The sequence below is a fragment of the Enterobacter sp. SLBN-59 genome (genome assembly GCF_024807915.1).
GTDB classification, from domain to species: domain Bacteria; phylum Pseudomonadota; class Gammaproteobacteria; order Enterobacterales; family Enterobacteriaceae; genus Enterobacter; species Enterobacter asburiae_B.
Map to the genome: position 1 here is coordinate 75,960 of NZ_JANUFI010000001.1, position 14,928 is coordinate 90,887.

The 14,928-nt window shown below is 56.8% G+C and carries 12 protein-coding genes; all 12 read left to right on the forward strand.

The window, feature by feature from the left end:
• Window positions 1-966, forward strand: a complete 966-nt coding sequence (locus tag M2422_RS00315; protein ID WP_013097874.1) for a GDP-L-fucose synthase — start codon at window positions 1-3, stop codon at window positions 964-966.
• Between the two features lie 2 nt (window positions 967-968).
• On the forward strand, window positions 969-1,448 hold the full coding sequence (locus M2422_RS00320; protein WP_029742031.1) for a GDP-mannose mannosyl hydrolase: 480 nt from the start codon (window positions 969-971) through the stop codon (window positions 1,446-1,448).
• Window positions 1,445-2,668: a colanic acid biosynthesis fucosyltransferase WcaI gene (wcaI, locus tag M2422_RS00325; RefSeq protein WP_064672800.1), complete on the forward strand. Its 1,224-nt coding sequence runs from the start codon at window positions 1,445-1,447 to the stop codon at window positions 2,666-2,668. Before M2422_RS00320 ends, wcaI begins: the two co-directional genes overlap by 4 nt.
• A gap of 3 nt (window positions 2,669-2,671) precedes the next feature.
• Window positions 2,672-4,108 (forward strand): mannose-1-phosphate guanyltransferase, encoded by a 1,437-nt coding sequence (gene cpsB / locus M2422_RS00330; RefSeq protein WP_033145975.1) that lies wholly within the window; start codon window positions 2,672-2,674, stop codon window positions 4,106-4,108.
• 111 nt (window positions 4,109-4,219) lie between these two features.
• The gene (gene cpsG, locus M2422_RS00335) at window positions 4,220-5,590 is read left to right on the forward strand and encodes a colanic acid biosynthesis phosphomannomutase CpsG (RefSeq protein ID WP_023312395.1); all 1,371 of its coding nucleotides are present in this window, start codon (window positions 4,220-4,222) and stop codon (window positions 5,588-5,590) included.
• Window positions 5,591-5,636: 46 nt separating this feature from the next.
• Entirely contained in the window at window positions 5,637-7,031 is a 1,395-nt protein-coding gene (gene wcaJ / locus M2422_RS00340) for an undecaprenyl-phosphate glucose phosphotransferase (protein ID WP_033145973.1), read from the forward strand.
• Window position 7,032: 1 nt separating this feature from the next.
• Entirely contained in the window at window positions 7,033-8,511 is a 1,479-nt protein-coding gene (gene wzxC, locus M2422_RS00345; RefSeq protein WP_039262643.1) for a colanic acid undecaprenyl disphosphate flippase WzxC, read from the forward strand.
• A 17-nt stretch (window positions 8,512-8,528) separates the two neighbouring features.
• Window positions 8,529-9,809, forward strand: coding sequence for a colanic acid biosynthesis pyruvyl transferase WcaK (gene wcaK, locus M2422_RS00350; protein WP_032658813.1), 1,281 nt, complete (start codon window positions 8,529-8,531; stop codon window positions 9,807-9,809).
• The gene (gene wcaL / locus M2422_RS00355; protein WP_064672799.1) at window positions 9,806-11,026 is read left to right on the forward strand and encodes a colanic acid biosynthesis glycosyltransferase WcaL; all 1,221 of its coding nucleotides are present in this window, start codon (window positions 9,806-9,808) and stop codon (window positions 11,024-11,026) included. Before wcaK ends, wcaL begins: the two co-directional genes overlap by 4 nt.
• A 12-nt stretch (window positions 11,027-11,038) precedes the next feature.
• Window positions 11,039-12,430, forward strand: a complete 1,392-nt coding sequence (wcaM, locus tag M2422_RS00360; protein WP_047741609.1) for a colanic acid biosynthesis protein WcaM — start codon at window positions 11,039-11,041, stop codon at window positions 12,428-12,430.
• 176 nt (window positions 12,431-12,606) lie between these two features.
• Window positions 12,607-13,503 carry a GalU regulator GalF gene (gene galF / locus M2422_RS00365; RefSeq protein WP_064672798.1) on the forward strand — a complete coding sequence of 299 codons (897 nt, stop codon included), beginning with the start codon at window positions 12,607-12,609 and terminating at the stop codon, window positions 13,501-13,503.
• Window positions 13,504-13,854: 351 nt separating this feature from the next.
• Entirely contained in the window at window positions 13,855-14,928 is a 1,074-nt protein-coding gene (gene rfbB / locus M2422_RS00370; protein ID WP_064672797.1) for a dTDP-glucose 4,6-dehydratase, read from the forward strand.

Genomic DNA, 14,928 nt, shown 5'->3' on the forward strand with positions numbered 1-14,928 from the left:
ATGACAAAACAACGTATTTTTGTCGCCGGTCATCGCGGAATGGTGGGTTCCGCGATTGTTCGCCAGCTGGAGCAGCGCGGTGACGTCGAAGTGGTTGTCCGCACGCGCGACGAGCTGAACCTGCTCGACAGCCGTGCGGTACAGGACTTCTTTGCTAACGAACGCATTGACCAGGTGTATCTGGCGGCGGCGAAGGTGGGCGGCATTGTCGCTAACAACACCTACCCGGCGGATTTCATCTACGAAAACATGATGATCGAGAGCAACATCATTCACGCGGCGCATCTGCACAACGTGAATAAGCTGCTGTTCCTCGGATCGTCCTGTATTTACCCGAAAATGGCGAAACAGCCGATCGCCGAGAGCGAACTGCTGCAGGGCACGCTTGAAGCGACCAACGAGCCGTACGCGATTGCCAAGATTGCCGGGATCAAGCTGTGCGAGTCCTACAACCGTCAGTACAACCGCGACTATCGTTCGGTGATGCCGACCAACCTGTACGGACCGCACGACAACTTCCACCCGAGCAACTCGCACGTGATCCCGGCGCTGCTGCGCCGCTTCCACGAGGCGACCGCCGAGAACGCGCCGGACGTGGTGGTGTGGGGCAGCGGTACGCCGATGCGTGAATTCCTGCACGTGGACGACATGGCTGCCGCCAGCATTCACGTGATGGAGCTGGATCGCGAGGTGTGGCAGGAGAACACCGAGCCGATGCTGTCGCACATCAACGTCGGTACCGGCGTGGACTGCACCATTCGCGAGCTGGCGCAAACCATCGCGCAGGTAGTGGGCTACAAAGGCCGCGTGGTGTTTGACGCGACGAAACCGGACGGCACGCCGCGCAAGCTGCTGGACGTGACCCGTCTGCATCAGCTGGGCTGGTATCACGAGGTGTCACTGGAGCAGGGGCTGGCCAGTACCTACCAGTGGTTCCTGGAAAACCAGCACCGCTTCCGGGGGTAACGATGTTTTTAAGTCAGGAAGATTTTGCCACGGTAGTGCGTTCGACTCCGCTCATCTCAATTGATTTGATCGTGGAGAACGAACGCGGCGAGTTCTTGCTGGGGAAACGAACCAACCGTCCTGCACAGGGCTTCTGGTTCGTGCCCGGCGGGCGCGTGCAGAAGGATGAGACGCTCAGCGATGCGTTTGAGCGTCTCACTCTGGCGGAACTGGGCCTGCAGCTGCCGATGGCAGCGGGCCAGTTTTACGGGGTCTGGCAGCACTTCTATGACGATAACTTTTCAGGCACCGGGTTCACCACGCACTACATCGTGCTGGGGTTCCGCCTGAAGGTGAGTGAGGCAGACCTGCGTCTGCCTGATTCTCAGCATGACGACTACCGCTGGCAGACGCCAGAGGCGCTGCTTGCCAGCGACAATGTGCATGACAACAGTCGTGCCTATTTCCTGGCCGAACGTCAGGCCGAGGTGCCGGGCATATGAAGATCCTCGTATACGGAATCAACTACTCGCCGGAATTAACCGGCATCGGTAAATATACCGGCGAGATGGTCGAGTGGATGGCGAGCCAGGGACATGACGTGCGGGTCATTACCGCGCCGCCGTACTACCCGGAGTGGAAAGTCGGGGAGCGCTACTCAAGCTGGCGCTACCGTCGCGAAGAGGGCGCAGCGACCGTCTGGCGCTGCCCGCTGTATGTGCCTAAGCAGCCCTCGACGCTGAAGCGGTTAATTCATCTGGGCAGCTTTGCCCTGAGCAGTTTCTTCCCGCTGATGGCGCAGCGTCGCTGGAAGCCGGATCGCATCATCGGCGTGGTGCCGACGCTGTTTTGCACGCCGGGCATGCGCCTGCTGGGCAAACTCTCCGGCGCGCGCACTCTGCTGCACATTCAGGATTATGAAGTTGACGCCATGCTGGGCCTGGGGATGGCAGGCAAAAGCAAGGGCGGCAAGGTGGCGAAGCTCGCCAGCGCGTTTGAGCGCAGCGGCCTGCACAACGTGGATTACGTCTCGACTATCTCGCGCTCGATGATGAATAAGGCGCAGGAGAAGGGCGTTCCGGCAGAGAAGGTGATCTTCTTCCCGAACTGGTCCGAAGTGGCGCGTTTTCGCGATGTAACTGAGCAAGACGCTCAGGCCCTGCGCGCGCAGCTCGGTTTGCCTGAAGATCAAAAAATCATTCTTTACTCAGGCAACATCGGCGAAAAGCAGGGGCTGGAAAGCGTGATTGAAGCGGCCCAGCTGCTGAGTGAACATCCGTGGACGTTTGTGATTGTCGGGCAGGGCGGTGGAAAGGCGCGGCTGGAAAAAATGGCCGGGGAACGCGGCCTGACCAACGTGAAATTTTTCCCGCTTCAGTCTTACGAGACATTGCCTGCGCTGCTGAAGATGGGCGACTGCCATCTGGTGGTCCAAAAACGCGGCGCCGCGGACGCGGTGCTGCCGTCCAAGCTGACCAACATTCTGGCAGTGGGCGGTAACGCGGTGATCACGGCAGAAGCCGAAACAGAATTAGGCCAGCTGTGCGACAGCTATCCGGGTATTGCCGTGTGCGTGGAGCCGGAATCGGTCCCGGCGCTGGTAACCGGAATTGAGAAGGCACTTGCCATGCCAAAAGTGAACACGGTGGCACGTGAATATGCCGAACGCACGCTCGAGAAAGAGAACGTGCTGAGCCAATTTATTGCAGATATACGGGGATAAATCATGAGTCAAACCACTTTGTATCCGGTTGTGATGGCTGGTGGCTCTGGTAGCCGGTTGTGGCCGCTGTCCCGCGTGCTCTATCCAAAACAGTTCCTCTGCCTGAAAGGGGATCTCACCATGCTGCAGACGACGGTAAACCGTCTGCACGGCGTGGAGTGTGAAAGCCCGGTGGTGATTTGTAACGAACAGCACCGCTTTATTGTTGCCGAGCAGCTGCGCCAGCTGAATAAGCTCACCGAAAATATCATCCTGGAGCCTGCCGGACGCAACACCGCGCCTGCGATCGCCCTGGCGGCGCTGGCGGCAAAACGCAGCAGCCCGGACTGTGACCCGCTGATGCTGGTCCTGGCGGCAGACCACGTTATCCAGCAGGAAGACGCGTTCCGCGACGCGGTGCGTGCGGCGATCCCTTACGCCGAGAGCGGCAAGCTGGTGACCTTCGGCATCGTGCCGGATCTGCCGGAAACCGGCTATGGCTATATTCGTCGCGGCAGCGTGACGCCGGGTGAAGGCGACAGCGTGGCGTTTGACGTGGCGCAGTTTGTTGAAAAACCGAATCTGGAAACCGCGCAGGCGTATGTCGCCAGCGGAGAGTATTACTGGAACAGCGGGATGTTCCTGTTCCGCGCCGGACGCTATCTGGAAGAGCTGCGCAAATACCGCCCGGATATTCTGGATGCCTGCGAGAAAGCGATGGCGGTGGTGGACCCGGATCTCGACTTCATCCGCGTGGATGAAGAGGCGTTCCTCGCCTGCCCGGAAGAGTCCATTGACTATGCGGTGATGGAACGCACGGCGGATGCCGTCGTGGTACCGATGGATGCGGGCTGGAGCGATGTCGGCTCCTGGTCCTCCCTGTGGGAGATCAGCGCCCATACCCCGGAGGGTAACGTCCACCACGGCGATGTTATTAGCCACAAAACGGAAAACAGCTACGTCTACGCCGAATCCGGCCTGGTGACCACGGTCGGGGTGAAGGATCTGGTGGTTGTCCAGACCAAGGACGCCGTGCTGATTGCCGACCGTAACGCCGTGCAGGACGTTAAAAAAGTGGTGGAGCAGATCAAGGCCGATGGCCGCCACGAGCACCATATTCACCGCGAAGTGTACCGTCCGTGGGGGAAATATGACTCCATCGACTCCGGTGACCGCTATCAGGTGAAACGCATCACCGTGAAGCCGGGCGAGGGGCTGTCGGTGCAGATGCACCATCACCGCGCCGAGCACTGGGTGGTGGTTGCGGGTACCGCTAAAGTCACCATCGACGGTGAAGTCAAATTGCTGGGTGAAAATGAGTCCATTTATATTCCGCTGGGGGCGACGCACTGCCTGGAGAACCCGGGGAAAATTCCTCTCGACTTAATTGAGGTGCGCTCCGGCTCGTATCTGGAAGAGGACGATATCGTGCGCTTTCAGGACCGCTACGGGCGGGTGTAGCACTCTGCATTATGCCCGGTGGCGCTGCGCTTACCGGGCCTGCGAATGACAAAAAAATCAATTTGGCCATTACGTGGTCAGGGCCGACTGTTGCCTGAAAAAGGGGTCATCATGGAAAAATTAACCTGTTTTAAAGCCTACGATATTCGCGGCAAGCTGGGCGAAGAGCTGAATGAAGATATCGCGTGGCGCATTGGCCGCGCGTACGGCGAATATTTAAAACCGCAGACCATTGTGCTGGGCGGCGACGTGCGTCTGACCAGTGAATCCCTCAAGCTGGCCCTGGCGAAAGGGCTGCAGGACGCGGGCGTGGACGTGCTGGATATCGGCCTTTCCGGGACCGAGGAGATTTACTTTGCCACCTTCCACCTGGGCGTGGACGGCGGTATCGAAGTGACGGCCAGCCACAACCCGATGGACTACAACGGGATGAAGCTGGTGCGCAAGGGCGCCCGTCCTATCAGCGGCGACACCGGCCTGCGCGACGTGCAGCGCCTGGCGGAAGCCAACGACTTCCCGCCGGTGAACGACGCGAAGCGCGGCAGCTACAAAAAAATCAACCTGCAGAAAGAGTACATCGACCACCTGCTGGGCTACATCAACGTGGCGAACCTCAAGCCGCTGAAGCTGGTCATCAACTCCGGTAACGGCGCGGCCGGCCCGGTGGTGGACGCGCTGGAAGCCCGTTTTAAGGCGCTGAACGTGCCGGTCACCTTCGTCAAGGTGCACAACACCCCGGACGGCAACTTCCCGAACGGTATTCCTAACCCGCTGCTGCCGGAGTGCCGCGACGACACCCGCAACGCGGTGATTGAGCACGGCGCGGACATGGGCATCGCCTTTGACGGTGACTTCGACCGCTGCTTCCTGTTCGACGAGAAAGGGCAGTTCATCGAGGGCTACTACATTGTCGGCCTGCTGGCGGAAGCGTTCCTCGAGAAAAACCCGGGCGCGAAAATCATCCATGACCCGCGACTTTCCTGGAACACCGTCGACGTGGTCTCCGCGGCGGGCGGCACGCCGGTGATGTCCAAAACCGGCCACGCCTTCATCAAAGAGCGTATGCGCGAAGAAGACGCCATCTACGGCGGCGAGATGAGCGCCCACCACTACTTCCGTGATTTTGCCTACTGCGACAGCGGGATGATCCCGTGGCTGCTGGTGACCGAGCTGCTGTGCCTGAAGGGACAGACGCTGGGCGAGCTGGTGCGCGACCGCATGGCGGCGTTCCCGGCGAGCGGGGAGATCAACAGCAAGCTGGCGCAGCCGGCCGAGGCCATTGCCCGCGTGGAGCAGCACTTTGCGATCCACGCGCTGGAAATTGACCGTACGGACGGCATCAGCATGGCGTTCCCGCAGTGGCGCTTTAACCTGCGCTCGTCCAACACCGAGCCGGTGGTGCGCCTGAACGTGGAGTCCCGTGCTGACACGGCGCTGATGGAAGCCCGAACGAAGGACATTCTGGCGCTGTTGAATCAGTAATAATTGCCCCTCCCGGCGGGAGGGGGAACCGAATACAGGAACAACGATGACGAATCTAAAAAAACGCGAACGAGCGAGAACGAATGCATCGTTAATCTCTATGGTGCAGCGTTTTTCTGATATCACCATCATGGTCGGTGGATTGTGGGCGGTGTGTCGGATCGGCGGGCTGCCGTTCTTATATATGCATCTGCTGATGGCTCTCATTGCGCTGGTCGTGTTTCAGATGATCGGCGGGATGACCGATTTCTACCGCTCGTGGCGCGGCGTGAAAATGACCACCGAACTGATGCTGTTGCTGCAGAACTGGACCCTGAGTCTGATCTTCAGCGCAGGCCTGGTGGCCTTCAGCCATGATTTTGATAATCGCCTCGTCACCTATCTCTGCTGGTATTTGATCACCAGCGTCGGCATGGTGGTGTGCCGTTCCCTGATCCGCTTCGGCGCGGGCTGGCTGCGTAACCGCGGTTATAACCGTCGCTTCGTTGCGGTAGCGGGCGATCTTCCGGTTGGTAAGGTTCTGCTCGACAGCTTCCGCAAAGAGCCGTGGTTAGGGTTTGAAGTGGTCGGGATTTACCACGACGCGAAGCCGGGCGGCGTGCCGTCGGACTGGGCGGGCAATTACGAACAGCTTATTGAAGACGCGAAAGCCGGTAAAATTCACAACGTTTACATCGCTATGCAGATGAGAGACGAATCCCGCATTAAGCAACTGATGCGCGAGCTGGCGGACACCACCTGTTCGGTGATCCTGATCCCGGACGTCTTTACCTTCAACATCCTCCATTCACGCATTGAAGAAGTGAACGGCGTGCCGGTGGTACCGCTGTACGACACCCCGCTGTCGGGCATTAACCGCGTGCTGAAGCGCGCGGAAGATATCGTGCTCTCTTCGCTGATTTTACTGCTCATCTCCCCGGTGCTGTGCTGCATTGCCCTCGCGGTGAAGCTGAGCTCTCCCGGCCCGGTTATCTTCCGCCAGACCCGCTACGGTATGGACGGTAAGCCGATTATGGTGTGGAAATTCCGCTCCATGAAGGTGATGGAAAACGACAAGGTGGTGACCCAGGCAACGCAGAACGATCCGCGCGTCACCCGCGTGGGGAACTTCCTGCGCCGCACCTCGCTGGACGAGCTGCCGCAGTTTATCAACGTCTTCACCGGCGGCATGTCGATTGTTGGCCCGCGTCCGCACGCGGTGGCGCACAACGAGCAGTACCGCTCGCTGATTGAAGGCTACATGCTGCGCCATAAGGTGAAGCCGGGCATTACCGGCTGGGCGCAGATCAACGGCTGGCGCGGCGAAACCGACACGCTGGAAAAAATGGAAAAACGTATCGAATTCGATCTGGAGTACATCCGTGAATGGAGTATCTGGTTCGATATCAAGATTGTTTTTCTGACCATCTTCAAAGGTTTCGTGAACAAAGCGGCGTACTAAGATGAGCTTACGTGAAAAAACCATCAGCGGGGCGAAGTGGTCAGCGATGGCGACCATCGTCATCATTGGCCTCGGTCTGGTGCAGATGACCGTGCTGGCGCGCATTATTGATAATCACCAGTTCGGCCTTTTGACCGTCTCGCTGGTGATTATCGCGCTGGCCGATACGCTGTCTGATTTTGGTATCGCCAACTCGATTATCCAGCGCAAAGAGATCAGCCATCTTGAGCTGACCACGCTCTACTGGCTGAACGTGGGGCTGGGTATTTTCGTGTTCGTGCTGGTGTTCCTGCTGAGCGACACCATCGCCAGCGTGCTGCACAACCCGGATCTGGCTCCGCTGATGCGCACGCTGTCGTTTGCTTTCGTGGTGATCCCGCACGGGCAGCAGTTCCGCGCGCTGATGCAGAAAGAGCTGGAGTTCAACAAGATCGGCATGATCGAGACCAGCGCGGTGCTGGCGGGCTTTACCTTCACCGTGGTGAGCGCCCATTTCTGGCCGCTGGCGATGACCGCTATCCTCGGATACCTGGTTAACTCTGCCGTGCGTACGCTGCTGTTCGGCTACTTTGGCCGCAAGATCTACCGTCCCGGGCTGCATTTCTCTCTCGCATCCGTCTCGTCCAACCTGCGCTTTGGCGCGTGGCTGACGGCGGACAGCATTATCAACTATGTGAATACCAACCTGTCGACGCTGGTGCTGGCGCGTATTCTTGGCGCGAGCGTGGCGGGGGGCTACAACCTGGCCTACAACGTCGCGGTGGTGCCGCCGATGAAGCTGAACCCGATAATCACCCGCGTGCTGTTCCCGGCCTTCGCCAAGATCCAGGACGACACCGAGAAGCTGCGCGTTAACTTCTACAAGCTGCTTTCCGTGGTGGGGATCATTAACTTCCCGGTGCTGCTGGGGCTGATGGTGGTTTCCAGCAACTTCGTGCCGCTAGTGTTTGGCGAGAAGTGGAACGGCATCATCCCGATCCTGCAGCTGCTGTGCGTGGTGGGGCTGCTGCGCTCCGTGGGGAATCCGATTGGTTCCCTGCTGATGGCAAAAGCGCGCGTCGACATTAGCTTTAAGTTCAACGTGTTCAAAACCTTCCTGTTTATTCCGGCGATTATCGTCGGCGGGCATATGGCGGGCGCCATCGGCGTCACGCTGGGCTTCCTGCTGGTGCAGATAATCAATACCGTTCTGAGCTACTTCATCATGATCAAGCCGGTGCTGGGCTCCAGCTACCGTCAGTACATCCTGAGCCTGTGGCTGCCGTTCTATCTCTCGTTGCCGACCCTGGCGGTGAGCTACGGCCTGGGCATCATCCTCAGCGGTCACCTGCCGCTGGCCGCGCTGCTGGCGGTACAGGTTGCCGCGGGCGCGCTGGCATTTGGCGTGATGATTGTGCTGTCACGCAATGCGCTGGTGGTGGAGATGAAGCGCCAGTTTTGCCGTAACGAAAAAATGAAAACGCTGCTTCGCGCAGGCTAGTTATTTAAGAGGCCATTATGAAATTATTAATTCTTGGCAACCATACCTGCGGCAACCGTGGCGACAGCGCCATCCTGCGCGGTTTACTGGATGCAATTAACACCCTTAAGCCTGAGACTGAAGTGGACGTGATGAGCCGTTATCCGGTCAGCTCATCCTGGTTACTGAACCGCCCGGTGATGGGCGACCCGCTCTATAGCCAGATGAAACAGCATAACAACGCCGCGGGCGTGATGGGCCGCGTGAAGAAAGTGCTGCGCCGTCGCTACCAGCACCAGGTGCTGCTTTCCCGCGTGACCGATACCGGCAAGCTGCGCAATATCGCTATCGCGCAGGGCTTTACCGATTTTGTCCGTCTGCTGTCCGGCTACGACGCCATTATCCAGGTCGGCGGTTCGTTCTTCGTCGATCTCTACGGCGTGCCGCAGTTTGAGCATGCGCTCTGCACCTTTATGGCGAAAAAGCCGCTGTTTATGATTGGCCACAGCGTCGGGCCATTCCAGGATCCGCAGTTTAACCAGCTCGCAAACTACGTGTTCGGCCACTGCGACGCGCTGATCCTGCGCGAGTCGGTCAGCCTCGACATGATGAAGCGCAGCGAAATTGACACCTCAAAAGTTGAGCACGGCGTGGACACCGCGTGGCTGGTGGATCACCAGGACGACAGCTTCCAGCCGAGCTACGCGGTGCAGCACTGGCTCGACGTGGCGGCGAAACAGAAAACCGTCGCGATTACCCTGCGCGAGCTGGCGCCCTTCGATAAGCGTTTAGGTACGACCCAGGCGGCGTATGAGAAAGCCTTCGCCGACGTGGTGAACCGCGTGCTGGACAGCGGGTACCAGGTGCTGGCGCTCTCCACCTGCACCGGCATCGACAGCTACAACAAAGACGACCGTATGGTGGCGCTGAACCTGCGCAATCTGGTGAACGATCCGTCCCGCTATCACGTGGTGATGGACGAACTTAACGATCTGGAGATGGGCAAGCTGCTCTCCGCCTGCGACCTGACCGTCGGCACGCGCCTGCACTCCGCCATTATCTCCATGAACTTTGGCACGCCGGCCATTGCCATCAACTACGAACACAAATCAGCAGGCATCATGCAGCAGCTCGGTATGCCGGAAATGGCCGTGGATATCCGTCATCTGCTCGATGGTTCGCTCGGTGCGATGGTGGGCGACACGCTCGGCCAGCTGCCTGCGATCAATGAACGCCTGGCGGTGGCGGTGAAAGCCGAGCGCGAGAAGGGCATTGGGATGGTGAAATCGGTACTTGACCGCGTACGGGAGGGGAAATGAAGGTTGGTTTCTTCTTACTGAAATTTCCGCTGTCGTCTGAAACGTTTGTCCTGAACCAAATCACCGCGTTTATCGATATGGGATATGACGTGGAGATTATCGCCCTGCAAAAGGGCGATACCAAAAATACCCATGCGGCGTATGCCCAGTATGGGCTGGAGGCGAAAACCCGCTGGCTGCAGGATGAGCCTTCCGGGAGACTGAGTAAGCTGCGCCACCGGGCCAGCCAGACCTTGCGCGGGATCCACCGCGCGTCGACGTGGCGAGCGCTGAATGTTTCCCGCTATGGTTCCGAATCCCGCAATCTGATCCTCTCGGCCATCTGCGGGCAAACCGCGCAGCCGTATCGTGCCGACGTGTTTATCGCCCACTTTGGCCCGGCGGGCGTCACCGCCGCGAAGCTGCGCGAGCTGGGCGTGATTGACGGCAAAATTGCGACCATCTTCCACGGTATCGATATCTCCAGCCGCGAAGTGCTGAACCACTACACGCCGGAGTATCAGCAGCTGTTCAGGCGCGGCGACATGATGCTGCCTATCAGCGACCTGTGGGCCGGACGCCTGAAAAACATGGGCTGCCCGGGAGAGAAAATTGCCGTTTCGCGTATGGGCGTGGACTTAACGCGCTTCACTCGCCGTCCTGTCAAGGTGCCGGGAAAACCGCTGCAGATCATCTCCGTTGCTCGCCTGACCGAGAAGAAAGGCCTGCATGTGGCCATTGAAGCCTGCCGCCAGCTGAAAGCGCGCGGGGTGGATTTCCACTATCGCATTCTCGGCATTGGGCCGTGGGAGCGTCGTCTGCGCACGCTTATCGAACAGTATCAGCTGGAGGATGTCGTAGAAATGCCGGGCTTCAAGCCGAGCCACGAGGTCAAGGCCATGCTCGACGAGGCTGATGTCTTTCTGCTGCCTTCCGTAACGGGCGCAGATGGCGATATGGAAGGCATTCCGGTGGCGCTGATGGAGGCGATGGCCGTAGGTATTCCGGTGGTATCAACCCTGCACAGCGGGATCCCGGAGCTGATTAAGTCTGACCATTCCGGCTGGCTGGTGCCGGAGAATAACGCGATGGCCCTTGCGGACCGATTAGCAGCCTTCAGCGATATTGACCAGCAGGCACTGGAGCCCGTGCTCCAGAACGCCCGACAAAAAGTGGAAACCGATTTTAACCAGCAGGTGATTAACCGCCAGTTAGCGAGCCTGCTGCAAACGTTGTAACGCCGAGGATGTATGCTGAAAAAGATTACCCGACGCACCTTTGTTTCTTCTCTCTCCGTTCTGGCGGCCACGCCGCTGCTGTCGTCACGCATCGCGCGGGCGGCAAGCGGCAGAACGGTCTCTGTTAATCAGTACAATAACAACGACTGGATTGCCGCCTTTAAGCAGGCGTTCAATGACGGCGACACCGTCGTGGTCCCTGCCGGGCTTACCTGCGAAAACATCAATACCGGTATTTTCATTCCCGACGGTAAAACCCTGCTGATCCGCGGGGCGTTAACCGGCAACGGGCGCGGCCGCTTTGTTTTGCAGGAAGGCAGCAAAGTGATAGGCGAAGGTGCTGGCCGCACGGAGAACATTACGCTCGACGTTCGCGGCTCTGACTGCGTTATCAAAGGGCTGGCCATGAGCGGTTTTGGCCCGGTGACGCAGATCTACATCGGCGGCAAGAAACCGAGCGTAATGCGCAATTTGCTGATTGATAACATCAGCGTAAGCCAGGCCAACTACGCCATCCTGCGCCAGGGTTTCCACAACCAGGTGGACGGTGCCCGCATCACCAACAGCAAATTTAGCCATCTCCAGGGGGATGCGATCGAGTGGAACGTTGCCATCAACGATCGCAATATCCTGATCTCTGACCATGTCATCGACAACATCAACTGCACCAACGGCAAGATCAACTGGGGCATCGGCATTGGCCTCGCCGGCAGCACCTACGATAACGACTATCCGGAGAAGCAAACCGTCAAGAACTTCGTGGTGGCAAACATCACCGGCAGCAACTGTCGCCAGCTGGTGCACGTTGAAAACGGTAAACATTTTGTTATCCGCAATATTAAGGCCAAAAATATAACTCCCGACTTCAGTAAAAAGGCGGGAATAGACAACGCCACGGTGGCCATTTATGGCTGTGATAATTTCATTATTGATAATGTCGACATGGTGAACAGTGCCGGAATGTTAATCGGCTATGGGGTGATAAAAGGCGATTATTTGTCCATCCCGCAGAACTTCAAGCTCAACAATATTCATCTCGATAATCGTCAGCTTGCGTATAAATTGCGCGGAATACAGATTTCATCCGGTAACGCCACCTCGTTTGTGGCGATAACCAACGTGGAGATGCAGCGGGCGACGCTTGAACTGCACAACAAGCCGCAGCATCTTTTTTTACGCAACATCAATGTGATGCAGGAAGCCGCTGTGGGGCCCGCCCTGAAGATCAACTTCGACCTGCGCAAGGATGTGCGGGGTAAATTCATGGCGAAAGACGAGACGTTGCTGTCGCTGGCGAACATAAAAGCAGTGAATGAGAAGGGGCAAAGCTCGGTCGATATTGACCGGGTCGACCAGCAGGTAGTGAATGTGGAAAGGCTTAACTTTGCGCTTCCGCACAGATAATCGACAATCATCAGTTTTGAGACTATTCCTGGCATAAAAGCGCGATCTAATCAGATTACAACTACAGAAATTTGTGATGCTAAGGCGTAACATTGCCCAAGGATTACGGCAAATCATGCTGGCGAAAACAGGTTTAAGAGCTATAATTCGTCAACCATTTTAAGGTGGAAGAAATAATGATTAATTTGAAAGCAGTCATTCCGGTAGCAGGCTTGGGCATGCATATGCTGCCAGCCACAAAAGCCATTCCTAAAGAGATGCTGCCGATCGTCGACAAGCCAATGATTCAGTACATTGTCGATGAGATTGTTGCTGCAGGGATCAAAGAAATCGTCCTGGTTACGCACTCCTCCAAGAATGCGGTAGAAAACCACTTCGACACCTCTTACGAACTCGAAGCGCTGCTTGAGCAGCGCGTCAAACGCCAGCTGCTGGCGGAAGTGCAGTCTATTTGCCCGCCGGGCGTGACCATCATGAACGTGCGTCAGGCGCAGCCGCTGGGCCTGGGCCACTCTATCCTGTGTGCTCGTCCGGTTGTGGGTGATAACCCATTCATTGTTGTTCTTCCGGACATCATCATCGATACCGCTTCTGCCGATCCGCTGCGTTACAACCTGGCGGCAATGGTGGCGCGTTTCAATGAAACCGGCCGTAGCCAGGTGCTGGCGAAACGCATGAAGGGCGATCTCTCCGAGTACTCCGTTATCCAGACTAAAGAACCGCTGGAAACGGAAGGGCAGGTGAGCCGCATCGTTGAGTTCATCGAAAAACCGGATCAACCACAGACGCTGGACTCAGACCTGATGGCGGTTGGCCGTTATGTTCTGAACGCTGATATCTGGGCAGAGCTGGAAAAAACTGAGCCAGGCGCCTGGGATCGTATTCAGCTGACTGACGCGATTGCCGAACTGGCGAAAAAACAGTCTGTTGACGCGATGCTGATGACCGGCGACAGCTATGACTGCGGTAAGAAAATGGGGTATATGCAGGCGTTCGTGAACTATGGGCTGCGTAACTTGAAGGAAGGGGCGAAGTTCAGAACCCGTATTGAGAAGTTGCTCGCAAACGGCTGATATTCCTGCAACGTCTTGAACAAGCGGCAGTCATTATTTTGGTGTATTGAGATATAGCCAAAATGATGACTGCCGTTTTTTATTATTAATCCTATGATTACATAGAGTTACAGGGTTTAAATCTGGATCGCTTTGTAGCGATTTGTGCTTGTTTCTGAGGTCGTTTAGGACGACAATTAACGCCAGTTTTTTGTCTGGATCCAGACAAAAAAATCATTTAATCGGAGATCGCTCAGTGCACTGGTAGCTGTTAAGCCAGGGGCGGTAGCGTGCTCAATTTCTGAAACCGTCAATAAATGCTCAGGTTTCAGAACGCCAGTATCCAGACATATATAAGACGGAACAGATAACGTGAAAATTCTTGTGACGGGCGGGGCCGGCTTTATCGGCTCAGCGGTTGTACGACATATTATTAAAAATACCCAGGACGACGTCGTCAACGTGGATAAGCTGACCTATGCCGGCAACCTTGAGTCGCTTAGTGAAGTCAGCGACAGCGATCGATATGCTTTTGAGCATGCGGATATTTGCGATAAAGACGCCATGGATCGCATTTTCGCAAAACATAAGCCTGATGCGGTGATGCACCTGGCCGCCGAAAGTCACGTCGATCGTTCTATTACCGGCCCGGCTGCGTTTATCGAAACCAATATCGTCGGCACTTATGTACTGCTGGAAGCCGCTCGTGCTTACTGGTCAACGTTGGATGAGCAGGCGAAGAAAGCGTTTCGTTTCCACCACATCTCAACCGATGAAGTGTATGGTGATTTGCCGCATCCTGATGAGCATCCGGCATCAGCTGAGCTGCCACTCTTCACTGAAACTACCGCGTATGCTCCTAGCAGCCCGTATTCGGCGTCGAAAGCCTCCAGCGACCATTTGGTTCGTGCCTGGCTGCGTACTTACGGTTTCCCGACTATCGTCACCAACTGTTCGAATAACTATGGCCCGTACCATTTCCCGGAAAAACTGATCCCACTGGTTATCCTAAATGCGCTGGACGGAAAAGCTCTGCCTATTTACGGCAAGGGTGACCAGATTCGTGACTGGCTGTATGTAGAAGATCACGCGCGCGCACTCTATACCGTTGTTACTCAGGGGAAACCGGGCGAGACATACAATATCGGTGGGCATAACGAGAAGCAGAACCTGGACGTAGTCCATACGATTTGCGATCTGCTTGATGAGATTGTGCCTAAAGAAGAGTCTTATCGCGATCAGATTATGTATGTTGCTGACCGTCCGGGCCATGACCGTCGCTATGCGATTGATGCCGATAAGATTAGCCAGACGTTAGGCTGGAAGCCTGAGGAAACTTTCGAGAGCGGGATCCGTAAAACGGTGGAGTGGTACTTAAATAATACTGAGTGGTGCCGTCGTGTTCAGGATGGTAGCTATCAACGTGAACGTTTAGGATTAGAATAA

Excerpts from the sequence above, each read along its gene's own strand:
- wcaJ (WP_033145973.1), top strand. The coding sequence starts at position 5,637 with ATGACGAATCTAAAAAAACGCGAACGAGCGAGAACGAATGCATCGTTA.
- wcaM (WP_047741609.1), top strand. The coding sequence starts at position 11,039 with ATGCTGAAAAAGATTACCCGACGCACCTTTGTTTCTTCTCTCTCCGTT.
- cpsG (WP_023312395.1), top strand. The coding sequence starts at position 4,220 with ATGGAAAAATTAACCTGTTTTAAAGCCTACGATATTCGCGGCAAGCTG.
- wcaI (WP_064672800.1), top strand. The coding sequence starts at position 1,445 with ATGAAGATCCTCGTATACGGAATCAACTACTCGCCGGAATTAACCGGC.
- wcaL (WP_064672799.1), top strand. The coding sequence starts at position 9,806 with ATGAAGGTTGGTTTCTTCTTACTGAAATTTCCGCTGTCGTCTGAAACG.
- wcaK (WP_032658813.1), top strand. The coding sequence starts at position 8,529 with ATGAAATTATTAATTCTTGGCAACCATACCTGCGGCAACCGTGGCGAC.
- cpsB (WP_033145975.1), top strand. The coding sequence starts at position 2,672 with ATGAGTCAAACCACTTTGTATCCGGTTGTGATGGCTGGTGGCTCTGGT.
- M2422_RS00315 (WP_013097874.1), top strand. The coding sequence starts at position 1 with ATGACAAAACAACGTATTTTTGTCGCCGGTCATCGCGGAATGGTGGGT.
- galF (WP_064672798.1), top strand. The coding sequence starts at position 12,607 with ATGATTAATTTGAAAGCAGTCATTCCGGTAGCAGGCTTGGGCATGCAT.
- M2422_RS00320 (WP_029742031.1), top strand. The coding sequence starts at position 969 with ATGTTTTTAAGTCAGGAAGATTTTGCCACGGTAGTGCGTTCGACTCCG.
- wzxC (WP_039262643.1), top strand. The coding sequence starts at position 7,033 with ATGAGCTTACGTGAAAAAACCATCAGCGGGGCGAAGTGGTCAGCGATG.